The sequence below is a fragment of the Flavobacterium sangjuense genome, assembly GCF_004797125.1.
GTDB classification, from domain to species: domain Bacteria; phylum Bacteroidota; class Bacteroidia; order Flavobacteriales; family Flavobacteriaceae; genus Flavobacterium; species Flavobacterium sangjuense.
In genome coordinates this window covers 2,467,109-2,489,827 of record NZ_CP038810.1, presented here as the reverse complement: position 1 = coordinate 2,489,827, position 22,719 = coordinate 2,467,109, and the positions used below count along the sequence as shown (strand labels likewise).

The window sequence follows — 22,719 nt, the reverse complement described above, 5'->3', positions numbered from 1 at the left end:
TTTTGAATTTAAAGTAATTTTTATTAAATAATTTATAAAATATGTCTGACGGAGAAAGGTTAATTCCGATTAACATCGAAGATGAAATGAAATCAGCTTACATCGATTATTCGATGTCTGTTATTGTCTCAAGAGCATTGCCGGATGTGCGCGACGGCTTGAAGCCAGTGCACCGAAGAGTGTTATATGGAATGTATGATTTAGGAGTTTTTTCAAATAGAGCTCACAAAAAATCCGCAAGAATTGTTGGAGAAGTTTTAGGAAAGTATCACCCACACGGAGATACTTCCGTTTATGATGCCATGGTTCGTATGGCTCAGGAATGGAGTTTACGTTATTTATTGGTTGACGGTCAAGGTAACTTTGGTTCGATCGATGGTGATAGTCCGGCAGCGATGCGTTATACGGAAGCCAGAATGAAAAAAATGTCGGAGGACATTATGGCAGATATCGATAAAGAAACGGTTGACTTTCAATTAAACTTTGACGATACATTACAAGAGCCAACCGTAATGCCGACACGTGTTCCAAATCTTTTGATTAATGGAGCATCCGGAATTGCAGTTGGTATGGCTACAAATATGGCGCCGCATAACTTAACTGAAGTTATTGACGGGACATTAGCCTACATTGATAATAACGATATTGAAATTGACGAATTAATTACGCATATCAAAGCACCGGATTTTCCAACAGGAGGAACAATCTACGGAATGGAAGGTGTTCGTGAAGCATTCAAAACAGGAAGAGGAAGAATCGTTATTCGTGCCAAAGTAAACTTTGAAGAGTCGAATGGAAAAGAAGCTATTGTTGTTTCTGAAATTCCGTATCAGGTTAACAAGGCAGAAATGATTAAGAAAACTGCCGATTTGATTAACGATAAAAAGATTGAAGGTATTTCAAATATCCGTGACGAATCGGATAGAACGGGAATGCGTATCGTTTACGAATTGAAACGTGATGCTGTTCCAAACGTAGTTTTGAATACCTTGTATAAGTTTACACAATTGCAATCTTCTTTTAGCGTAAATAACATTGCGTTGGTAAAAGGAAGACCACAGATGCTGAACGTAAAAGATTTGATTCACTATTTCGTTGAGCATCGTCATGATGTTGTGATTAGAAGAACGCAATTCGAATTACGCAAAGCTGAAGAAAGAGCGCATATATTAGAAGGTTTAATTATTGCATCGGATAATATTGATGAAGTAATTGCATTAATCCGTTCTTCAAAAGATGGAGATGAAGCTCGCGCCAAATTGATTGAAAGATTCAGTTTGTCAGATATTCAGGCTCGTGCGATTGTTGAAATGCGACTACGTCAGTTAACAGGTCTTGAACAAGACAAGTTAAGAGCAGAATATGAAGAAATCATGAAGTTAATCCAACGTTTGAAAGATTTGTTAGCCAACAAAGACTTGAGAATGGAATTGATTAAAGAAGAGTTAATCGAAATCAGAGATAAATATGGTGATGCGCGTCGTTCGCTTATCGAATATTCCGGTGGAGATGTAAGTATCGAAGATTTGATTGCCGATGAAAATGTAGTAATCACGATTTCCCATGCAGGTTATATCAAACGTACAAACCTTACCGAATATAAAACGCAGAATAGAGGTGGCGTTGGACAAAAAAGTGCCGGTACAAGAGATCAGGATTTCTTGGAGCATATGTATGTGGCAACAAACCATCAATATATGATGTTCTTTACGCAAAAAGGAAAATGTTTCTGGATGCGTGTGTATGAAATTCCGGAAGGAAGCAAAACAGCCAAAGGAAGAGCGTTGCAAAACCTTATCAACATCGAATCTGACGATAAAGTAAAAGCATTTATCTGTACACAGGATTTAAAAGATAAAGAGTATACCAATAGCCACAACCTTATTATGGTAACCAAAAAAGGTCAGGTTAAGAAAACATCTTTAGACAAATATTCAAAACCAAGAGTTAACGGAGTTGCAGCAATTACCATTAGAGAAGACGATGAATTGTTAGAAGCACAGTTGACTAATGGTGAGAGCCAAATTATTATGGCTGTCAAATCAGGAAAACTGGTTCGTTTTGAAGAAACTAAAACGCGTCCAATGGGAAGAACTGCTTCAGGTGTACGTGGAATTACTTTGAAAGACGAAACCGATGAAGTAATTGGCATGGTTACTGTAGATAAGGACGATATCAATGACTCTCAAATTTTGGTCGTAACTGAAAACGGTTACGGAAAAAGAACCAAATTGGTTGATGATGATGGTGAAGATGTTTACAGAATTACAAACCGTGGTGGAAAAGGTGTAAAGACCCTGAACATTACTGAAAAAACAGGAAAATTAATTTCGATAAGCGCTGTTACAGACGCCGATGATTTAATGATCATCAACAAATCAGGATTGACCATCAGAATGGCAGTTGAAGATTTGAGAGTAATGGGAAGAGCAACACAAGGAGTTAAGTTAATCAACTTGAAAGGAAACGATTCTATTGCTGCAGTTACAGTTGTAATGAAAGACGATGTTTCAGAACCGGAAGTTGATGAAGACGGAAACGTAATCGAAGTTGAAGCCATCGAAAGAGTAAAACCAGTTTTAGAAGTTCTTGAAGATGATGGTTCAGTTGAAGATGATGAAGAAGAGGATGACGATATCGTTGACGATGATGATGCTGAAGCTGAAGACGATTCTGAGGACGATGAATAAAAAATCAGAAATCACCAATTGAAATGTTTTAATTGGTGATTTTATTTATAAATTAAAAAATAAAAAAAATGAGAATCAAACACATTATACTTGCTTCTGCTGTATTAGTTTCTGTTTCGTCTTTTGCACAAAAAGATGAGTTAAAAAAATTGAAAAGGATTTATGAAAAAGAATCATTTTCAACAAGTGATCTGGCAGATTATAAGGCTAATTTAGATAAGTTAGCTACACTTGCAACAGAAGAAGGAGATAAGGTTTATTATAATTACTATAAGATAAATCAGCCTAAGATAGAAATAGCATTGCTTGGGCCAAATCCAAATCCAGTTCAAATTACTAAATTTTTTACTCCGAAATCTGTTATTGAAACAGCTAATGTTTACAATGCTGCTTTAGATTATGAAAAGAAAACAGGGAAAAGAGTTTACGCAGATGACATTGCAAAAAATATTGCTTTTATAAAACCTATAATTATAAATCTTGCTATTGAACTTGGAGATGCAAAACAATATAAGCAGGCTTCTGAAGTGCTTTATGGAGCATATCAGTTAGACAATACGGAACAGGATAATTTATTTTATGCGGCTAGTTATGCAGTTAATGCTCAGGAGTTAGATAAAGCATTAGAATATTACAATGAGTTAAAAAGACTGAAATATACAGGAGAAAGAAGCATTTATTTTGCTTTCAATACTACTTCTAAAGTTGAAGAAAATTTTGGTAGTGACAAAGGCCTGCGTGACTTAGCCATAAAAGCCGGTTCACATACAAAGCCAAGAGAAGAAAAATTACCTTCTAAAGCCGGTACAGTTTATAAAAACATCGCATTGATTCTTGTTGAAAAAGGTAAAGTTGACGAAGCAAGAGCTGCAATTGCTGAAGCCAGAAAAGCGAATCCGGAAGACAGTGGTTTGATTTTAACTGAAGCTGAATTGTATTTGCAGATTAAAGATTATGACACTTATACCCGTTTGGTGAATGAAGCATTGCAAAAAGATCCTACTAATGTGGATTTGATATATAACTTAGGTGTTATTAGTACTAATGCTAACAAGCTTGAAGACGCCGAAAAATATTATAGAAAAGCACTCGAATTAGACCCGAATTATTTTAATGCACTACTTAATTTATCTGAGTTGTTATTAAGAGCTGATGAAAAATTTGTTACTGAAATGAACAAATTGGGAACTTCAGACAAAGACAATAAAAGATATGAAGTCATCAAAGCAGAAAGAAATAAAAACTTTAAATCAATGCTTCCATATCTTGAAAAAGCAGTTGAATTGAAACCTGATAATGATCCAGCAAAGAAAACTTTATTAAGCGTTTACAATGCACTTGAAATGACTGATAAATACAAAGCATTAAAGGCAAAATAATAAAACATAATTTCCACAAAGTTGAAAGCATAAAAAAGTCCCGATTTTAATCGGGACTTTTTATTTCCTAAACTAACCAAAATATATTAAAAAAATAATTATGCGACTGCGTTTCCTTGAGTGTTTACTTTTTTCAAGAAAGATCTAATTAACACACTGTTTGTATTGATACCAGAGTTAATTAATTGTTTTTTGCTGAATGTTCCGTTTGATGAATCGTTTGTAGTTTTTTTAGTTCCCATAAACCAAACTGCGAAATCCATTGAAGTAGAAGCAACAGCTTTATCAGTAGCGATAACCGTTTTTACTTCATTAGAAACAGAAACCTCAGTTGAAGTAGTTACAACAACACTAGTAGTGTTTGTTTGAGCAAAAGCTCCAGTAGATGATAAAACTAATAATACAAAAGCAACAAATAATTTGATGTTTGTTTGAGTTCTGTTGTTAGTAGTTGTTTTCATCGTGATTTGGTTTCGTTGTTATTTCTGATTCAAAACTACATCAACACTTCTCCGACTGAAAATATTTTCGATAACTAACCTTAAAAGTCGTTTAATCGACAAAATCAATGAATTCGGGGGTTTTGGACGTTTTTTTCGTGCAGTTCGTCTATGAAATGTTAAAAAAAGGTGTATTTCATCGATGAAAAACCATTATTTTCCATGAACTGCATCATCAAATTGATTATCGGAGGAACAAATCAATGAATAGTGACAAAATCTTAGTAAATTAGCATCATGATATAATATTTGTTTCCCAAAATGAAAGTAGAACAAAAAGGACATACCACAACTATTAGAAACACTCAAGGCAGTACAGCCGAGTTTTATCAAAAGCTGAATCACGAATACAATAGTTTTAAATCACAAAACTTAATAGTTGATTTATCTCATGATAAAGCATTGACTATGGATGATGTAAAGCTTTTTACCGACTTGATTAAAATTCATAACAAAGCAAAGAAGTCATTGGTACTCGTAACCAATAGTGTAAATTTTAATGCTGTTCCAAAAAGCATTACGCTTGTTCCCACAATTTTAGAAGCTCATGACATCATAGAAATGGATGAGATAGAACGCGATTTAGGATTTTAACAGATATAATGAAATTAACCATTCTTGGCTGTTATGCAGCAACTCCACGAACCATAACTAATCCAACTTCTCAAGTTCTGGAAATTAGAAACCGAATGTTCTTAATTGATTGCGGAGAAGGAACTCAAGTGCAGTTGCGCAAAAACAAACTCAAGTTTTCCAAAATCAATCATATTTTTATTTCTCATTTGCACGGCGATCATTTTTATGGATTGGTTGGATTGATATCTACCTTTATGTTACTTAACCGCCAAACCGATTTGCACGTGTATGGACCAAAAGGTGTAAAGGAAATTGTATTGCTGCAGTTGCGCTATTCGAATTCTTATACAGGCTATAATTTATATTTTCACGAATTGGATTCCAAAGAAAGCGAGATTGTTTATGAAGATGAAAAGGTTGTCGTTAAAACAATTCCGTTAAAACACAGAATATATACCAATGGATTTCTGTTTCAGGAAAAAGTAGGTGATAGAAAGCTGAATGTCGATGCTGTTCAGGAATATAAAATAGATACGTGTTATTATCAAAAAATTAAAAACGGAAGAGACATCACCCTTGATGATGGAACTATAATTCCAAATGCGGAATTGACCTTTGATCCAATCCAACCTAAAAGCTATGCATTTTGTAGCGATACGATGTACGACGAATCAATTATTCCGATAATTGAAAACTGTGATGTGTTGTATCACGAAACAACGTTTTTAGAATCGGAAGCTGACAAAGCAGAGAAAACAATGCACAGTACTGCGAAACAGGCAGCAGCTATTGCCGCAAAAGCAAATGTGAAGCAATTAATTTTAGGACATTACAGTACGCGATACGATACGATTGACTTATTTAGGCAAGAAGCGGAAACACTATATTCAAATGTGCTGCTTGCCGATGATGGTAAAACATTTGAGTTTTAATAAAAGTGTTCCCAAAAGAAATGTGTTAATTTTGTAGCGTAAAATAAAAGTAAAATGGAAGACTTAAGCAATTATAGAAAGTCCTATGAGAAAAGCCAGCTTCTGGAAAATACCATTCCGGAAGATCCAATCAATTTATTTCACCGATGGTTTCATGAAACCCAGGAGTTTGGTGGAGTAGATGAGGTCAACGCTATGACTGTTGCAACTATTGGTTTGGATGGTTTTCCAAAATCGAGAGTGGTTTTACTTAAACAGTTCAATGAAGAAGGTTTTATATTTTATACCAATTATAATTCAGAGAAAGGAAAAGCCATTCTAAACAATCCTAATATTTGCCTCTCCTTCTTTTGGCATAGTATGGAAAGACAGGTCATTATTAAAGGAATAGCGGAGAAAACTTCTGAAGCAATTTCAGATAATTATTTTGAATCAAGACCGGACGGAAGTAAACTGGGCGCCATAGTTTCAGCACAAAGCGAAGTTATACCGTCAAGAGACTATTTAGATACTAAGCTGAAAGAACTGGAATCAACTTATGAAGGTAAAGAAATTCCACGTCCCAAATATTGGGGTGGCTTTTTAGTTCGGCCAATAGAAGTAGAATTCTGGCAGGGAAGACCTAACCGACTGCACGACAGAATCCGATATAAACTCCAGGACGATTTCAATTGGGAGATTGATAGACTTTCCCCTTAAATTGTATAACGATTCCTCGAAATTATGTAAACCACTCTTTGAGTGGTTTTTTAGTTTTGTGAACAGATAAAATAAGTATCGACGAAATGCATTAAAGTAGGAAATATTCCTATAGTAAATTAAAAAAAGTGTATTTCATCGATTTTATTTGTACTTTAAACGGCAAAAGTTGTAGAATTGTCTAAGAAATAAAAACAATACGTTCTTTCAAATTAAAATATATAAAGTGTTTGCCCCACATCTACTTTATTAAAAACTGTCAATATTAATCGAAATAAAGTGTTTGCCCCACATCTACTTTATTAAAAACTTAACCTACTACTATGAAAGCAAAAATGTTTAGAGCATTGTTGCCGTTAGCAATCGTGTTCACTATGGTATCCTGTTCTTCTGATTCTTCAGAAGGTTCTTCAACTGAAAACAAAATTGTAACTACCTACAATTACAATGAAACTGAGTTGAGACTTGTTACACTTATCAATGATTATCGTGCAAGTGTTGGATTGAATACACTTGAAGTAATTAATCATATCTCTTACAAATCACAAGAGCACAATATTTATATGATTGATAATGATGTAGTAAATCATGATTATTTCCAACAAAGATCTAACAATCTGATCCAGGTATTAGGAGCAGAAAGAGTAGGTGAGAACATTGCCTACAACTACCAAACCCCAGAAAGCGCAATGAGTGCGTGGTTGAACAGCCCAGCTCACAAAGCTAACATCGAAGGTAATTACACTCATTTGGGTATATCCGTAACAGTTGATGAAACAACCGGAAAAAAGTATTACACCAATATGTTTATGAAGAAAAAATAGTTTGATTATTGTTTTGTTTGATTTTGACAGATCGAAAAATCCCGATGTAAATCGGGATTTTTTTTATTTTAATTATGTCGAAATTTAATTATTTCAAACTGCCAACCATGTCTTCCGGTTTTACCCAGGCATCAAAATCTTCAGCAGAAACATACCCCAATCGAACGGCTTCTTCTTTCAAAGTTGTTCCGTTTTTATGTGCTGTTTGGGCAATTTCAGCCGATTTGTAATACCCAATCTTAGTATTTAAAGCCGTTACCAGCATTAATGAATTATCAACTAATTCTTTGATACGTTTGTGATTTGGTTCGATACCGCTGGCGCAATGTTCTTCAAAAGAAATACAGGCATCACCAAGCAAACGAGCCGATTGTAAAAAGTTAGCTGCCATAACCGGTTTGAAAACATTCAGTTCATAATGACCCTGCATGCCGCCAACAGCAATTGCAACATCATTACCAATGACCTGAGCACAAACCATAGTCAAGGCTTCACATTGCGTTGGATTCACTTTCCCAGGCATAATTGATGAACCCGGTTCGTTTTCAGGAATCAGGATTTCCCCAATTCCGGAACGTGGACCAGAAGCCAGCATACGAACATCATTTGCGATTTTATTTAACGAAACAGCCAATTGTTTTAAAGCACCATGAGCTTCAACAATAGCGTCGTGAGAAGCCAAAGCTTCAAATTTATTTGGTGCAGTCACAAATGGATGACCTGTAAATTTGGCAATATATTCGGCTACTTTAACGTCATAACCAGCTGGAGTATTTAATCCTGTACCAACGGCCGTTCCGCCAAGGGCAACTTCTGATAAATGGGAAAGCGTATTTTTTAATGCTTTTATTCCGTAATTTAATTGGGCAACATAACCTGAAATTTCCTGTCCAAGAGTCAAAGGAGTGGCATCCATTAAGTGCGTTCTTCCGATTTTTACCACATTCATGTATTCCTTTGCTTTTGCATCTAACGTATTGCGAAGTTTTTCAACTCCGGGAATTGTAGTTTCTACAGCAGCTTTATAACAGGCAATGTGCATTCCTGTTGGGAACGTATCGTTTGATGATTGCGATTTGTTCACATCGTCATTGGCTTTTACCAATTGTTCGCCTTCTCCGATTTTAAATCCGGCTAAAACCTGAGCACGATTGGCAATAACTTCGTTTACGTTCATATTGCTTTGTGTTCCTGAACCGGTTTGCCAAATGACTAATGGAAATTCATCAGCTAATTTCCCGGCTAGGATTTCGTCGCAAACGGCTGCTATGGCGTCGCGTTTTTCGGTTGAAAGAACACCCAAATCGCAGTTGGCATAAGCGGCAGCTTTTTTCAGATAAGCAAAACCTTCTATGATTTCTTTTGGCATTGATGCTGATGGCCCAATTTTAAAATTATTTCTGGAACGTTCGGTTTGTGCTCCCCAATATTTATCGGCAGGAACTTTAACTTCGCCCATGGTATCTTTTTCTATTCTGTATTCCATTTTGTGATGTTATATAATGTTAATAAGTAGCTTTACGTTTTTAGCCCCGATGGGAGCGAGCTACCGTGTAGCGCGGACAGCGGGAAATAGCTCCTAAAAAGGCAACGCAAAATTACGCATAAAAACTATTTAATAAAAATTGATTTTGTTTTTGGTTAGCTTAAATATTCAGCTTACATTTGCGTATAATTCAAAAAAATTCCGGAAAACATGTTTGAATTTCAACAGTATTTAGGTTTCTTAGCTTTCTTAACCATTTTAACCATTGGTTTTTGGTTGATGATGTTCTTGGTAACTTTCGTTGTTCCTTTTTGGATTTACGGAGGTGTTAAAGAATTATTGCAGGAAAGAAAAGCAAAAAGAGACGCAGAACAAGCTTAATTTTAAGTTTTTGTTTATGAAAAAGCCCCGAATTTCGGGGCTTTTTTCTTTTTATTATCCAGGGAAATCACCATTGTCATCTTGTTGTTGATTGCCTTTTGGTTTTTTATCTTTTTCATTTTTCTGAACATTGAATCTATAGGTAAACGACAGATTGATTTGTCTTTGTCTCCATTGCATTTCACTATGTGATTCTACAACACCGGAAAGATACGTGTCCTGAATTCTTTTTCTCGAATTGAATACGTCGCTGACATTAAGTGCAACGGTTCCTTTGTCTTTGAAGACATCTTTGCTGAATGCTAAATTCATACTGAAATTACCCAAAGTGCTTCCCTGATTGTTTTTTTGCTCACCATTATAAGTCATGTTAGTCTGCCAGTCAATTTTATATGGTAAACTAACTTTAGAAGTCAAACGGGTAAACCAGGAAGTAGTTTTATAATCAAAATCCTGAAAAACAGGGTTTCCGGTAAAGTCTGTATAGGTGTAATCACCATCAGTTTGGATGTAAAAGAAATTGAAGTTGCTGTTTAATTTCCACCATTTGTATGGAGAATAGTTCAAAGTAAATTCAAATCCGCTTCTGTATTCTGTTGCTAAATTAATTGGAGACGAAATAATAACCGGAACTCCGTTTACAAAAGTTCCTGTTTCTCTTCTTACGAACTGGAAAACATCGGTTGTTTTATTTACATACAATGAAGTATTGAAAGTAAGTTTGTTCCAACGTTTTAAGTAGCCCAAATCAATTGCATCTGTAAATGCCGGATCTAAATCGGGATTTCCAACAAAAATATTGACGTTACTCGATAAGTTGTTAAACGGATTCAACTGTCTTCCTCTTGGTCTTTGAATTCTTCTGCTATAGCTTAATGAAGCACTGCTTTTATCATCGATTTCGTAATTTAAGATGGCACTTGGGAAGAAGTTGTTGTATTTTTTATTCGTAAAATCGTTTGTAGCCAATTGGTTTACATCAATATCTGAATCTTCCCAACGAAGTCCTAACAGCGTTGAGAATTTTTTGATTTTGAAACCGTATTGTGTATAAAGCGCATTTACTTTTTCTTTGTATTCTAATGTATTGGTGAAGTTAGGAACAGGTACACCATCACTATCAACAGCATAATCAGTTGTGTTTACCATGAAATTACCACGATAACCAGCTTCAAACTGACTTCCTTTTCCGATTGGCAGCACATAATCTGCTTGTAAAGTGTTTCTGCTTTGCGTTTGATTATTTAAAGTTTCATCAATGCTTATTGTGCTGTTAGCAGTGGATGTATCTGTAATTTGAGCTAAATTTTTATCTGTATTAGTAGAAAAAGAACCATCTAAAGTTAATTTATGACCATCTTTTTTGAAGTTCTTAGTTAAGGTGGTATTGAACTCTACATTTTTACTTTTTGAGTCTTCTTCGTTTATTCTGTTTCTGGTATACGTATAATCATGGTTTACGTCATAGTAGTTTTGGAAAACATTGTCACGATTATCACCGCTGCTTCTTCTGTAATTAAAGATATTGGTCCACGTAGTTGATTCGTTTAAGAACCAATCCATACCAATATTTGCGTTATATGATTTGTTCAGTCTTTCATTCGTTCTTGTTTCATTCATAAAATCTCTGGTAGAATTATCTGAATTCAAATACCTCGAATCAGTAAATGCATTCCCCGGATTATTACGATAGTTATATCCCTGTGTTGTGAACAAGTTAAATTCTTTTGCTTTATAATTCACAGTTCCTGTTAATCCGTAGGTTTCAGGGTCACCAGCGGTAGCAATTACAGTTCCGTTTAAACCAAGATTTTTACCTTTTCTTAGTACAATATTTATAATTCCACCACCACCTTCAGCATCATAACGTGCAGATGGATTTGTGATTACTTCTACTTTATCAAGTGCGTCAGCCGGAATTGATTTAAGAGCATCAGCAATACTAATAGCATTTGATGGTCTTCCGTCAATAAGTACTTTTACATTATCATTGCCACGTAAAGCTACATTTCCTTCAGCGTCAACGGTAACCGATGGTACATTATCTAAAACATCGCTGGCAGTTCCGCCTTTTACCATCATGTCCTGACCAACGTTGTATACTTTTTTATCAAGTTTTATTTCAACTGTAGTTTTTTCGGCACGAACAACCACTTCGTTAAGTTGGGTAGCATCTTCTTCCAAAGCTGTCGTTCCCAAATTTGTATTCTGGTTCAATAGCTTTTGACTAATTGTTGTTGGTTTAAAGGAAATAAATTCTAAAGTTATATCATAAATTCCCGGTACAACATCTATAGAATAATCCCCTTTATTATCGGTAATTCCACCAAAGATTAGCTTTGGGTTCTGAGTGTTTTTAAAAGTTATAGTAGCGTATTCAAGTTGTAGTTTACTTGTTTTTTCTACAATTTTTCCTGTGATAGTAACTTTAGTGCGTGCAGGTTTTTGTTGTCCAAAGACAGTAACAGTCAGCAGTAATACAAGTGTGGATAGAAGAAAATGAAATTTTTTCATGAAAATATTTTTTTTTAACTAGTCTTAAAGACCACAAAAATACGGTGTGGTTTAAACCACTTTTCACAAATCTTTGTTAAATGTTATTTTATGAAAAGCTCGAGTTTTTCTAGATCTCTGCCAATTATAGCATTGTCTCCATCAATTACTATAGGTCTTTCTATCAAAATTGAGTGTTTGGCTAACGCCTTTATTATTTGAGCATTGGTCAACGATTTACCTTTATAGTTTTCAATCCATATCGTTTCTTTTTGACGAACTAATTCGATAGGTTTGATTTTCAGTTTCTTAATCAATAACTTTAAATCGTCAACAGTTAATGGGTTTTCAAGGTAATTGATGATTTCGAAAGGCGTGTTGGTTTTTGTTGTGAAAGCCAGACAATCTCTCGATTTTCCGCATCTTGGATTATGGAGTATTTGCAACATATTTTTTTTACAAAGTAATATATTTTAAAAGAAATAAGTTAATTTAGGCGAAACAAAAAAACTATGTTTTTAGAAAAAGGATTTTTGCCAACAAATAAATTTTGGATGTATTTAGTTGGTTCATTCATAATTATTGTCGCTTCAACAATTGGTCAATTGCCTTTGATTATTGCTGGTCTGATTAAATCATTCAAAACAGGAAAGCCTTTCCCAAAGACAGAAACCGAGATAATGACTTTTTTATCATTAAACACTACCTTATTTCTGTTAATGTTTTCTTTTCTGATTGCCTTTATTGCCATCATTTTAGTAGTTAAATATTTTCACAGGCAAACCTTCCTGTCGGTCACCACTTCCAGAGAAAAAGTGGATTGGAAAAGAATATTTTTTTCATTTTCTCTTTGGGGAATTTTTACGGTTGGTACAACATTGCTGATGATTTATTTTAGTCCGGACAATTTTGTTTATAATTTCAAACCGATCCCATTTTTAATTTTGGCCATTATCGGGATAGCTTTAATCCCAATTCAAACCAGTACAGAAGAGTACGTTTTTAGAGGTTATTTGATGCAGGGATTTGCCGTCCTTGCGAAAAACAGATGGTTTCCGTTGTTGATGACTTCGGTTATTTTTGGAACGATGCACATCGCTAATCCTGAAGTACAAAAGATGGGTTATATCGTTTTGGTTTACTATATCGGAACCGGTTTTTTTCTCGGAATTATCACGCTAATGGATGAAGGAATGGAATTAGCTCTTGGTTTTCATGCAGCGAATAACCTGGTTGGCGCTTTATTGATTACTTCCGATTGGTCGGCTTTTCAAACGAATTCTATTTTTAAAGATGTTTCTGAACCGTCAGCCGGATTTGAAATTTTGGTACCAATCTTTATTATTTTTCCATTACTATTATTTATCTTTAGTAAAAAATACAATTGGACCAATTGGAAAGAAAAACTTAGTGGAACAATTAGAATTGAAGTCATAGAACCAATACAAAATACTGAAAGTCATGAATAGTCCAACCTACGAAAATGTGCATAATTTATTCAAGTTGAATGGATTTCATCTCGACAGGGAAGATTTATGTCGTGTGGCGTACAGTTTTATCAAAGAAGGTGAAGATTTTGAAAAACCGGTTGGGGATTTTTTATTAGACTGGTTTGATAGTAAGAGTTTTATTGAAATGGAAACTTCGGGCACAACCGGAACACCAAAAACAATTTCTGTCAGTAAACAAGCCATGGTAGATTCAGCATTGGCTACTGGAGATTTTTTTGAATTGCAACCGGGAAATAAAGCACTGCAATGTCTGCCTGTAAAATATGTAGCAGGCAAAATGATGTTGGTTCGGGCTATGATTTTAGGACTCGATTTAGAGTTTGTCGCTCCAAGTTCACATCCGTTAGCCAACAACGAAATTGATTTTGATTTTGTAGCGATGGTGCCTCTGCAGGCGCAAAATTCAATAGCTGAATTAAAGAAAGTGAAAAAGATGATTGTTGGTGGTGCAGCCGTAAATAAAGCATTGGAAAAGCAACTATTAAAATTGCCAGCCGAAGTTTATGAAACCTACGGTATGACGGAAACTATTACGCACATTGCCGCCAGAAAGCTGGGTGAAAAAGCATTCACAGTGCTTCCATATGTTACGATTTCGTATGATGATAGAAATTGCCTGGTTATTCATGCTCCAAGGATTTCACCGGAAGTTATTATCACTAATGATATTGTTGAATTAGTTAATGAAAATCAATTCATTTTTCTTGGCAGAATGGATAATGTTATCAATAGTGGCGGAATCAAATTAATTCCAGAGCAAATAGAAGATAAGTTGGCTAGTAAAATTCAACAACGCTTTTTTATTGCGTCAAAACCTGATAATGAATTAGGAGAAAAAGTGGTGTTAGTTATCGAAGGCGAAAAACACGAACTTGATGATTCTATTTATGAAGCTTTAGACAAATATGAAAAACCAAAAGAAGTCGTTTTTATTCCCAAGTTTGCCGAAACGTCAAGTGGAAAAATCATGAGAAAAGAAACAATGAAATAGAAAAACGTCCCGATAAATCGGGACGTTTTTATTTTGAAACAAACACTTTATTTGTGCATTTTAAAATAGTAATCGGCTGAATGTTTTCCGCTGCCATAAACGGTGTAAAAAAAGCTTACAGCCAAAGTCACTACTGAAATGATTAAGTTGGCAACATTCATATCTCCAATAAAATTTATTAAGACAGCACCAACAAGAATAGGCAATTGTGCTATTAATGCCCAACGTGTCAACAATCCGAAAACAATCATAATCCCACCCATGATATGAGCAGCTGCTATGTAATGGAAAGTTAACATGCCGCCCATAAAATTACTTACGGGAGCAATTAAATCTTCAAAATCCCGACTGTTACTGACGAAGTAACCGCCTTTGTAAATTAAAAAAATACCTAAAATAATTCTGATGGCGTCGAACCAAAAAGTAGAGTGTGCATTGGCCCATTTGTTCAAACCTTTTACTGAAGTATCCATAATAACAAAGTTTAAAATTTAATCTAAGTTACTATTTTTTAATTACATATAAAAGATTACAGGAATAAAGTTATAGATGGATTAATCAACATTGATGTAAAAATCATTGGTCAGAACTTCGACATCTTGAATTTTATTGACACTATATTTTGTTTTTTTCCAGCTGTTTGTTGGATAAAGCCGGTATTTTTTTCCTTTGATTTTGATATCAACCGGCATATTGAATTTAGCTTCTTCTGTTTTCCAGCGAAATTCTAATTTGCTTTTGTTTTTTCTCAATTCAAGTTTCGGAATGGCAGCATACTTCAAATACTGATTAAAAACCGGAGTCAGATTCATTCCGGTTTCGGTATTAAAAAAACTGACTACAGTTTCAGTATCAATGATTTTATGACGGAATGTTTCGGAGTATTTCAATAGTATTTTCCACCATTTATCATCGTTGTTTAGAATATGTCTCAGCGTGTTTAAGAGTATGGCTCCTTTTTCATACATATCGGTCGAACCTTCTTTATTCACACCATAAGTACCAATAATCGGGCTTAGATTTTCGATATTTAATTTACAGCCATTGATGTATTGTTGCGCTTTGTCATAGCCATATTGACATTCAATATAAACAGATTCGGTGTAGGTTGTAAATCCTTCGTGTATCCACATATCGGCGGAATCTTTGGATGTAATGCTGTTGCCAAACCATTCATGCCCACTTTCGTGTATAGTAATATAGTCGAAAAGCAACCCAATTCCGGTTCCGGATCTGTCGCTTCCTAGATAACCGTTTATATATTTATTACCATAAGCCACTGCACTTTGATGTTCCATACCTAAATAAGGAGTTTCCACCAATTTATAACCGTCATCGGCAAAAGGATACTTTCCAAATTTACTTTGAAAACAATCCATCATGGGTTTTACTTCTTCAAAATGCATTCGGGCTGCCGCTTCGTTGTCGCGTAAAACATAGTAATCTAAATCAAGACCTTTGTAGTTTTCATGAAGATGAACATAATCACCAATGTTTACGGTTATTGAATACGTGTTTATAGGATTCTTAACTTCCCAATCCCAGCGTGTATAACCATTTTTTATCCCGTTTTCTTCTAACGGGACGCTACCGATAAATCTTCCGTTGGACACATTCATCAACCCATTTGGAATGGCTACTTTTATCGTGACACCAAAATCGGGTTCATCGCTTTGTGAATCTTTTACAGGATACCATAAACTGGCTCCGATACCTTCACAACTAACAGCAACCCATGGTTTTCCGTTTCTGTCTTTTGAATATGTAAATCCGCCATCCCAAGGTGCATTTTTAGCAATGATTGGCTTTCCGGAATAATAAAATTTCAAACTCTGCTCAGATTTTAGTGTTAAAGGAGAAGGGAAATCAATAAAAACGGCATTGAATTCTCTTTTATAATTTAATTTTTCAGCGTTGAAAACGATAGAATCTACCTGCATGTTTGCAAATAAATCCAATTGAATTTTGGAAGTAGTATTGACTACTTTAAAGCTAATGTTGTTATAGCCAACTATTGATTTCTCTTCCAGATTAATCTTGATGTTCAAATCATAATGCAATACATCAAAACAAGTTCGTTCCGGGCGTAGTCCACCTTGAAGCGTGTCTTTACGTGTTGGTGCTTCTTGAGCAGAAAGAAGTTGGAAACTGCTTATTATAAAACTTAGGACAAGTATTTTTTTCATGGAATAAGAATAGAAAATCTAAAACATTAGTAGGACTGATGTTAGTTTTGTTACTATCAAACCTGAATCACACCCAAATTAAATTTCTTTTCAATAGGCGAGTGGTTAGCAGCTTCTATTCCCATTGAAATCCAGGTTCGGGTTTCTAATGGATCAATAATGGCGTCTGTCCAAAGTCGTGCTGCTGCATAATAAGGAGAAACCTGCGCATCGTACCGCGCTTTAATTTTATCGAATAATTCCTGTTCTACTTTTTCATCTACAGTTTCGCCTTTTGCTTTTAATGAAGATGCTTCTATTTGTGCTAGCACTTTTGCAGCTTGAGTTCCGCCCATAACGGCAAGTTCAGCACTCGGCCAGGCGAATATTAATCTTGGGTCATACGCCTTTCCACACATGGCATAATTTCCTGCTCCGTATGAATTTCCGACAATCACAGTGAATTTTGGCACAACCGAATTGGAAACCGCATTCACCATTTTGGCGCCGTCTTTAATGATTCCACCATGTTCGCTTTTGGAACCAACCATAAAACCGGTGACGTCCTGCACAAATACTAATGGAATTTTCTTTTGGTTGCAATTGGCAATAAAACGTGTGGCTTTATCTGCAGAATCTGAATAAATCACACCACCAAACTGTATTTCTCCTTTTTTGGTTTTGGAAACCGTACGTTGATTGGCTACAATTCCAACTGCCCAACCGTCAATTCGGGTATAGCAGGTGATGATGGATTTTCCGTAATCGGGTTTGTACATATCCATTTCGGAATTATCAACCAAACGTTTGATGATTTCCATCATATCGTATTGATCGGTTCGCAACTTAGGAATAAGACCGTAGATGTCTTCTTCTTTCAATGCAGGTTTTTGAGAAGCTTCTCTGTTGAAACCGGCTTTTTCATAATCACCAATTTTTCCAACAATACTTTTAATTCTGTCCAAAGCGTCTTTGTCGTCTTTGGCTTTATAATCAGTAACACCTGAAATTTCACAGTGTGTTGTGGCACCACCAAGGGTTTCATTATCGATGTTTTCACCAATGGCTGCTTTTACCAAATAACTTCCCGCAAGGAAAATACTTCCGGTTTTATCGACTATCATCGCTTCATCACTCATAATCGGAAGATAAGCACCACCGGCAACACAGCTTCCCATAACAGCCGCAATTTGGGTAATTCCCATACTGCTCATGATGGCATTGTTTCTGAATATGCGTCCGAAATGTTCTTTGTCGGGAAAAATTTCATCCTGCATTGGTAAATACACACCGGCAGAATCAACCAAATAAATTATTGGTAACCGATTTTCCATGGCAATTTCCTGTGCACGCAGGTTCTTTTTTGCGGTAATCGGAAACCAGGCACCGGCTTTTACAGTTGCATCATTGGCAACAACTATGCATTGTTTTCCTTTAATGTAACCCATTTTTACCACAACACCGCCGGAAGGACAACCACCATGTTCGGCATACATTCCATCTCCAACAAAAGCGCCAATTTCTATGCTTTTTGCTTTCGCGTCAAGCAAATAATCTATGCGTTCACGCGCTGTCATTTTACCTTCGGCATGAAGTTTTTCAATGCGTTTAACTCCGCCACCCAGTTTTACTTTGGCAAAATGATTTTTTAAATTGGTTAGTAAAAGTTTGTTGTGATCTTCGTTTTTATTGAAGTTGATATCCATGGTTGTATATTTGTACTGCTTTAGTGTGTGCTAAAATACGAAAACGTTTTTAAAGATTTTGATTCTGTTTCCTGAAGAATGAATGTTAAGAAATTGTAAACACAGATTCCATATTGAATTGATAAGTTAATATTGAGTTAACATAAGATAAATACCTTTGCAGCATCAAAAACAAACAAAATGACTTTAAACAGTATTTTCCAATTTTTAGTTCCAAAGGATAAAAAATTCTTTCCTTTATTTGAACAAGCCTCAACAAATTTAATCTTATTGGCAGAAACACTTCATGAATTAGTGAATGCACCAAAAACTGAAAGAGAAGAATCTTTCAGAAAAGTGGAAGAACTTGAAGCTATAATTGAAGAGATTACCCATAAAACGCACTTAGAATTAAGCAGAAACTTCATCACGCCTTTTGACAGAGAAGATATTCACTCACTGATAAAAGCTATTGATAACGTTGCTGATAATATGCATGGCGCAGCCAGTAGAATGCGTTTGTACCAAGTAGAAAAAATCACAAAATCGATTCGTAAGTTAACTGAAATCAACTTGGAAGCCTGTCAATTAATTGGTGTTGGAATCAAAGAATTGAAAGAGATGAATCATAAAAATATAAAGGATACCTGCAAAAAAATCAATAAATTAGAAAGTAAGGCAGATTCAGTATTTGATAAAGCCGTAGCTGATATTTTTGAAAATGAAACCGATGCTAAAAACGTTATCAAATACAAAGAAGTGCTTTCTGCATTGGAAATGGCATCTGATAAATGTAAAAGTGTTTCGAATGTAATGGAACAAATTTCAGTAAAACACTCGTAAAAATAACCCATTAGGAAATTATGACTTTACTAATAGTTATTATCGTTCTTGCCTTAATATTTGATTACATTAATGGTTTTCACGATGCAGCAAACTCGATTGCTACCATTGTGGCTACAAAAGTATTGACACCTTTTCAGGCTGTACTTTGGGCTGCGCTTTTCAACTTCATGGCGTATTGGGTTTTTGGTTTTGGAGTTGCCGATACGGTAGCCAAAACAGCTCATACAAGTAGTATTGATTTAGTTGTTATTTTGGCTGGTGTTATTGCAGCCATAGTTTGGAATCTTCTCACATGGTGGAAAGGAATTCCTTCATCTTCATCACATACATTAATTGGAGGATTTGCCGGAGCAGCGATTGCACATGGTTTCCGTGATGTAACCGATCCTGAACATGCAGGATTTAAAATTGTAAACTGGATTAAAGATGCCAAAGAAGGAGAATTATTGCCATCGGGTGTTTTTATAGTAATCCTATTTATTGTATTTGCACCATTGTTGGGAATGTTGATTTCCTATTTTATTTCACTTTGGTTAATGTATTCTTCCAAAAAGAATGTTTGGCCAAAAGTATTGACAGTAGTATTAATACTGTTGGTTGGTTGGTTTTTATCCACTGTTTTAAAATTTGATATCGAACCTGAAAAGGCTTTGTTCCATAATAAATTTTGGTATTTCATTAGTGAGCCATCGAATATTAAATGGTTTCTGGTTGCGCTAATTTTCTATAGCTTAGCGGTTTTCAATTTATTATTCAGTAGTTTTTCTACTGCTAAAGCCGAAAAAGTTTTAAAGAGAATGCAGTTGTTATCTTCAGCAGCTTTTAGTCTAGGACATGGTGGAAATGATTCTCAAAAAGTAATGGGTATCATTGCTGCTGCGGTTGCCGTTTATATCAAATCAAATCCAAATATTGACTTGTCAGCCGGTTGGTTAGACTTAAACGTTGTATTGCCTTCAGATAAAGATGGTGTACATGTTGATGGTGTAATGCCAGGCTGGATTCCGTTGACCTGTTATACCGTAATTGCATTAGGAACTTTAAGTGGTGGATGGAAAATTGTAAAAACAATGGGTTCCAAAATTACCAAAGTAACTGCCTTTGAAGGTGTTGTTGCCGAATCTGCAGGTGCTTTAACCTTATTTTCAACAGAACATTTTAAAATTCCGGTTTCAACTACACATACAATTACAGGTTCTATCATTGGAGTTGGTGTAACCAAAAGGGTTTCAGCGGTTCGTTGGGGTGTAACCGTAAAACTATTGTGGGCTTGGGTTTTAACCATTCCGGTTTCAGCAATATTAGCCGCTTTAGTATATTATTTACTGAAATTATTTATATAAACTTTTTAAATACTCAGAAGCCAACTGCATTGTTGGCTTTTTTTATAACTAATACTTACTTGTTATTAAATCATTTTGATAACATCAAATAATTGTAAAAACACCAAATAAACTAAACTACAACACACAACCTAAGCATGAAAAAAATACTATTAATTGCTACTTTACTGGTATCAATTTCGATCTCCGCCCAAGTTACCATCCAACAAACCAAACACGACAACGATATTAAATTATCGGCCTTGCCTTATTACAGTTTTGGAAAAGGAATTGGAATAACTTCTCCGGATAGCTTGTTCCAGTTGAACATTCGTTTCAGAATGCAAAATCGAGTTACCTATATTGAAAATGATGGTGAAAACGGAGCGTATGACGGGCAAGTGCGTCGTTTGCGTTTGCGTTTTGATGGTTATGTTGGGAATCCAAAATTCCTTTATGCTTTGCAATTGTCATTTGCGCCTGGTGATGTCGGCGAAATAAAAGATGGAGAAAACATTAATATTATTAGAGATGCGGTAGTGTTTTACCGTCCGAATAAACATTGGAACATCAGCTTTGGTCAAACCAAATTACCGGGAAACCGCCAACGCGTGAATTCTTCAGGCGGTTTGCAGTTGACAGATAGAACAATCAACAACGCTAAGTTTACTATCGACAGGGATTTTGGTTTTCAGGTGCATCATCTGAATGAGTTCAAAGATAAGTTTTCGTATAATTTCAAAACCGCACTTTCGGGTGGAGAAGGAAGAAACCAAACCGGTAAAGCCGATGATGGGATTGCTGTTACAGGAAAAGTAGAATTGTTTCCACTAGGGGCTTTTACCAAAGACGGAACTTACTTTGAAGGCGACATCATGCGCGAGAAAAAGCCAAAATTATTAGTATCGGGTGCTTTCCAACAAAACAATCATGCGCAGCGTACACAAGGCCAATTGGGCAATGATTTATTTGAAAGAAGAACGATGAAGTCCGTTTTATTGGATGCCATGTTTAAATATAATGGCTGGGCAGCAATGATGAGTTATATGTCGAGAACCACTAATGAAAATGCAGTTACCTTTAATCCGGATGATATTACCGAAAGCAATTATGCTTTTGTAGGTAGCGGTTTTGATTATCAGGCGAGTTATATTACGAAAACCAATTATGAATTTATCGCCAGATATTCAATTCAAAAAGTTGGTGATGACATTCAAACTTTGACACCAAATACCAAAGAATATAGTTTTGGAGTAACAAAATACATTTGGGAACACACCTTTAAACTTCAGGCAGAGTTGAATTATGATACCTTAGATTATTTTGACGGAACTTCAAAAAACAATTGGTATCTGCGTTTTCAGGTTGAAATCGGAATATAATTTATCGCTTACTTAACAACTGTTTATTACTTTATTCTTTACTTTTATGTGAATTTTAAAATAAGTCAAGATGAAAAGTAAAATTGCCTTTATATTATTTTTTGGATTAATTATTTCAAAAGGTATCGCCCAACCAAAAGCCGTTGAGTACAAAGATGGAAATCAGGTGTTAAGTGGACTTTCTATTGTACCGGCAAAACAGTTGAAGGATAAGCCCGGAGTTTTAATCCTTCCTGCGTGGATGGGAATTCAAAACCACGAAAAGGAAGTTGCCTACAAATTGGCAGATTTAGGTTATCAATCTTTTATTGCGGATATCTACGGTGTTGACCAACGTCCAACAAATACAAAAGAAGCCGGAGCTAAAGCGGGTTATTTCAAAAAAAATATAAAAGAATACCAAGCCAGAATTCAGTTGGCATTAGACCAATTAATCAAACAAGGAGCCAATCCGGATGAAATTGTGGTCATTGGTTATTGCTTTGGAGGAACTGGTGCTATTGAAGCCGCACGAACTAACATGAAAGTCAATGGAATAGTTTCTTTCCACGGAGGTTTAGGTAAAGATGCTACCAGAGCTATTGAAAAAATTAACCCAAAAGTTTTAGTACTTCACGGTGCGGACGATTTTTATGTTCCAAAAGAAGAAGTAGAAAGTTTTCAAAACGAAATGAGAAGTGCCGGAGCCGATTGGCAGATGGTATATTATGCCAACGCCGTGCATTCTTTTACGCATAAAGATGCAGGAAGCGATAACTCAAAAGGAGCCGCTTATAATGAAAAAGCGGATAAACGTTCTTGGATAGCAATGCTTGATTTTCTGAAGGAAGTGTTGTAAATGTTTCATCCCTAACGGG

At 35.4% G+C, this 22,719-nt stretch carries 20 protein-coding genes; 13 read left to right on the top strand and 7 right to left on the bottom strand.

The window, feature by feature from the left end; translation table 11 throughout:
- The first annotated feature begins 41 nt into the window (after positions 1-41).
- Both gyrA and GS03_RS11025 read left to right on the top strand, forming a co-directional pair.
- Positions 42-2,690: a DNA gyrase subunit A gene (gyrA, locus tag GS03_RS11030; RefSeq protein WP_136152601.1), complete on the top strand. Its 2,649-nt coding sequence runs from the start codon at positions 42-44 to the stop codon at positions 2,688-2,690.
- Between the two features lie 68 nt (positions 2,691-2,758).
- Positions 2,759-4,069, top strand: coding sequence for a tetratricopeptide repeat protein (locus GS03_RS11025; protein WP_136152600.1), 1,311 nt, complete (start codon positions 2,759-2,761; stop codon positions 4,067-4,069).
- A 98-nt stretch (positions 4,070-4,167) separates the two neighbouring features.
- Here the strand turns inward: GS03_RS11025 and GS03_RS11020 are convergent, their stop codons facing one another.
- A complete protein-coding gene (locus GS03_RS11020) occupies positions 4,168-4,530 on the bottom strand; it encodes a hypothetical protein (protein ID WP_136152599.1) in 363 nt (120 codons plus the stop codon).
- Between the two features lie 300 nt (positions 4,531-4,830).
- Between GS03_RS11020 and GS03_RS11015 the strand changes: the two genes are divergently transcribed.
- The 4 genes from GS03_RS11015 to GS03_RS11000 all read left to right on the top strand — a co-directional run bounded on the left by GS03_RS11015 (position 4,831) and on the right by GS03_RS11000 (position 7,600).
- Positions 4,831-5,163, top strand: coding sequence for a ribonuclease Z (locus GS03_RS11015; RefSeq protein ID WP_136152598.1), 333 nt, complete (start codon positions 4,831-4,833; stop codon positions 5,161-5,163).
- 8 nt (positions 5,164-5,171) lie between these two features.
- A complete protein-coding gene (locus tag GS03_RS11010; protein ID WP_136152597.1) occupies positions 5,172-6,077 on the top strand; it encodes a ribonuclease Z in 906 nt (301 codons plus the stop codon).
- Positions 6,078-6,131: 54 nt separating this feature from the next.
- A complete protein-coding gene (pdxH, locus tag GS03_RS11005) occupies positions 6,132-6,776 on the top strand; it encodes a pyridoxamine 5'-phosphate oxidase (protein WP_136152596.1) in 645 nt (214 codons plus the stop codon).
- Between the two features lie 323 nt (positions 6,777-7,099).
- Positions 7,100-7,600 (top strand): CAP domain-containing protein, encoded by a 501-nt coding sequence (locus tag GS03_RS11000; RefSeq protein ID WP_136152595.1) that lies wholly within the window; start codon positions 7,100-7,102, stop codon positions 7,598-7,600.
- An 88-nt stretch (positions 7,601-7,688) separates the two neighbouring features.
- Here the strand turns inward: GS03_RS11000 and fumC are convergent, their stop codons facing one another.
- Complete coding sequence (gene fumC / locus GS03_RS10995; protein WP_136152594.1) at positions 7,689-9,086, bottom strand: class II fumarate hydratase; 1,398 nt, start codon at positions 9,084-9,086, stop codon at positions 7,689-7,691.
- 210 nt (positions 9,087-9,296) lie between these two features.
- Between fumC and GS03_RS13360 the strand changes: the two genes are divergently transcribed.
- On the top strand, positions 9,297-9,467 hold the full coding sequence (locus tag GS03_RS13360) for a hypothetical protein (protein ID WP_168710299.1): 171 nt from the start codon (positions 9,297-9,299) through the stop codon (positions 9,465-9,467).
- A gap of 54 nt (positions 9,468-9,521) precedes the next feature.
- Here the strand turns inward: GS03_RS13360 and GS03_RS10990 are convergent, their stop codons facing one another.
- Together GS03_RS10990 and GS03_RS10985 are read right to left on the bottom strand one after the other, a co-directional pair.
- A complete protein-coding gene (locus tag GS03_RS10990; RefSeq protein ID WP_136152593.1) occupies positions 9,522-11,981 on the bottom strand; it encodes an outer membrane beta-barrel family protein in 2,460 nt (819 codons plus the stop codon).
- 83 nt (positions 11,982-12,064) lie between these two features.
- Entirely contained in the window at positions 12,065-12,409 is a 345-nt protein-coding gene (locus tag GS03_RS10985) for an ArsC/Spx/MgsR family protein (protein WP_136152592.1), read from the bottom strand.
- Between the two features lie 63 nt (positions 12,410-12,472).
- Between GS03_RS10985 and GS03_RS10980 the strand changes: the two genes are divergently transcribed.
- Together GS03_RS10980 and GS03_RS10975 are read left to right on the top strand one after the other, a co-directional pair.
- Complete coding sequence (locus GS03_RS10980; protein WP_136152591.1) at positions 12,473-13,429, top strand: CPBP family intramembrane glutamic endopeptidase; 957 nt, start codon at positions 12,473-12,475, stop codon at positions 13,427-13,429.
- Entirely contained in the window at positions 13,422-14,462 is a 1,041-nt protein-coding gene (locus GS03_RS10975) for an AMP-binding protein (protein WP_136152590.1), read from the top strand. Before GS03_RS10980 ends, GS03_RS10975 begins: the two co-directional genes overlap by 8 nt.
- 47 nt (positions 14,463-14,509) lie before the next feature.
- On the opposite strand, the gene GS03_RS10970 is transcribed toward GS03_RS10975, so the two are convergent.
- The 3 genes from GS03_RS10970 to GS03_RS10960 all read right to left on the bottom strand — a co-directional run bounded on the left by GS03_RS10970 (position 14,510) and on the right by GS03_RS10960 (position 18,333).
- Entirely contained in the window at positions 14,510-14,935 is a 426-nt protein-coding gene (locus GS03_RS10970; protein WP_136152589.1) for a DoxX family protein, read from the bottom strand.
- Between the two features lie 81 nt (positions 14,936-15,016).
- Positions 15,017-16,648, bottom strand: a complete 1,632-nt coding sequence (locus GS03_RS10965) for a M1 family metallopeptidase (protein ID WP_136152588.1) — start codon at positions 16,646-16,648, stop codon at positions 15,017-15,019.
- Positions 16,649-16,704: 56 nt separating this feature from the next.
- Positions 16,705-18,333 carry an acyl-CoA carboxylase subunit beta gene (locus GS03_RS10960; RefSeq protein WP_136152587.1) on the bottom strand — a complete coding sequence of 543 codons (1,629 nt, stop codon included), beginning with the start codon at positions 18,331-18,333 and terminating at the stop codon, positions 16,705-16,707.
- A gap of 180 nt (positions 18,334-18,513) precedes the next feature.
- Between GS03_RS10960 and GS03_RS10955 the strand changes: the two genes are divergently transcribed.
- The 4 genes from GS03_RS10955 (at position 18,514) to GS03_RS10940 (ending at position 22,700) form a co-directional block, all read left to right on the top strand.
- A complete protein-coding gene (locus GS03_RS10955) occupies positions 18,514-19,155 on the top strand; it encodes a DUF47 domain-containing protein (protein ID WP_136152586.1) in 642 nt (213 codons plus the stop codon).
- A 20-nt stretch (positions 19,156-19,175) separates the two neighbouring features.
- On the top strand, positions 19,176-20,501 hold the full coding sequence (locus GS03_RS10950; protein WP_136152585.1) for an inorganic phosphate transporter: 1,326 nt from the start codon (positions 19,176-19,178) through the stop codon (positions 20,499-20,501).
- A 137-nt stretch (positions 20,502-20,638) separates the two neighbouring features.
- The gene (locus tag GS03_RS10945; RefSeq protein ID WP_136152584.1) at positions 20,639-21,862 is read left to right on the top strand and encodes a porin; all 1,224 of its coding nucleotides are present in this window, start codon (positions 20,639-20,641) and stop codon (positions 21,860-21,862) included.
- Positions 21,863-21,932: 70 nt separating this feature from the next.
- Positions 21,933-22,700, top strand: a complete 768-nt coding sequence (locus GS03_RS10940) for a dienelactone hydrolase family protein (RefSeq protein WP_136152583.1) — start codon at positions 21,933-21,935, stop codon at positions 22,698-22,700.
- The last annotated feature ends 19 nt before the right edge of the window (positions 22,701-22,719 follow it).

Excerpts from the sequence above, each read along its gene's own strand:
- GS03_RS11010 (WP_136152597.1), top strand. The coding sequence starts at position 5,172 with ATGAAATTAACCATTCTTGGCTGTTATGCAGCAACTCCACGAACCATA.
- GS03_RS11025 (WP_136152600.1), top strand. The coding sequence starts at position 2,759 with ATGAGAATCAAACACATTATACTTGCTTCTGCTGTATTAGTTTCTGTT.
- gyrA (WP_136152601.1), top strand. The coding sequence starts at position 42 with ATGTCTGACGGAGAAAGGTTAATTCCGATTAACATCGAAGATGAAATG.
- GS03_RS11020 (WP_136152599.1), bottom strand. The coding sequence starts at position 4,530 with ATGAAAACAACTACTAACAACAGAACTCAAACAAACATCAAATTATTT.
- GS03_RS10985 (WP_136152592.1), bottom strand. The coding sequence starts at position 12,409 with ATGTTGCAAATACTCCATAATCCAAGATGCGGAAAATCGAGAGATTGT.
- GS03_RS10965 (WP_136152588.1), bottom strand. The coding sequence starts at position 16,648 with ATGAAAAAAATACTTGTCCTAAGTTTTATAATAAGCAGTTTCCAACTT.
- GS03_RS11015 (WP_136152598.1), top strand. The coding sequence starts at position 4,831 with ATGAAAGTAGAACAAAAAGGACATACCACAACTATTAGAAACACTCAA.
- GS03_RS10990 (WP_136152593.1), bottom strand. The coding sequence starts at position 11,981 with ATGAAAAAATTTCATTTTCTTCTATCCACACTTGTATTACTGCTGACT.
- GS03_RS10975 (WP_136152590.1), top strand. The coding sequence starts at position 13,422 with ATGAATAGTCCAACCTACGAAAATGTGCATAATTTATTCAAGTTGAAT.
- GS03_RS10980 (WP_136152591.1), top strand. The coding sequence starts at position 12,473 with ATGTTTTTAGAAAAAGGATTTTTGCCAACAAATAAATTTTGGATGTAT.
- GS03_RS10955 (WP_136152586.1), top strand. The coding sequence starts at position 18,514 with ATGACTTTAAACAGTATTTTCCAATTTTTAGTTCCAAAGGATAAAAAA.
- pdxH (WP_136152596.1), top strand. The coding sequence starts at position 6,132 with ATGGAAGACTTAAGCAATTATAGAAAGTCCTATGAGAAAAGCCAGCTT.
- GS03_RS10940 (WP_136152583.1), top strand. The coding sequence starts at position 21,933 with ATGAAAAGTAAAATTGCCTTTATATTATTTTTTGGATTAATTATTTCA.
- GS03_RS13360 (WP_168710299.1), top strand. The coding sequence starts at position 9,297 with ATGTTTGAATTTCAACAGTATTTAGGTTTCTTAGCTTTCTTAACCATT.
- GS03_RS10945 (WP_136152584.1), top strand. The coding sequence starts at position 20,639 with ATGAAAAAAATACTATTAATTGCTACTTTACTGGTATCAATTTCGATC.
- GS03_RS11000 (WP_136152595.1), top strand. The coding sequence starts at position 7,100 with ATGAAAGCAAAAATGTTTAGAGCATTGTTGCCGTTAGCAATCGTGTTC.
- GS03_RS10970 (WP_136152589.1), bottom strand. The coding sequence starts at position 14,935 with ATGGATACTTCAGTAAAAGGTTTGAACAAATGGGCCAATGCACACTCT.
- fumC (WP_136152594.1), bottom strand. The coding sequence starts at position 9,086 with ATGGAATACAGAATAGAAAAAGATACCATGGGCGAAGTTAAAGTTCCT.
- GS03_RS10960 (WP_136152587.1), bottom strand. The coding sequence starts at position 18,333 with ATGGATATCAACTTCAATAAAAACGAAGATCACAACAAACTTTTACTA.
- GS03_RS10950 (WP_136152585.1), top strand. The coding sequence starts at position 19,176 with ATGACTTTACTAATAGTTATTATCGTTCTTGCCTTAATATTTGATTAC.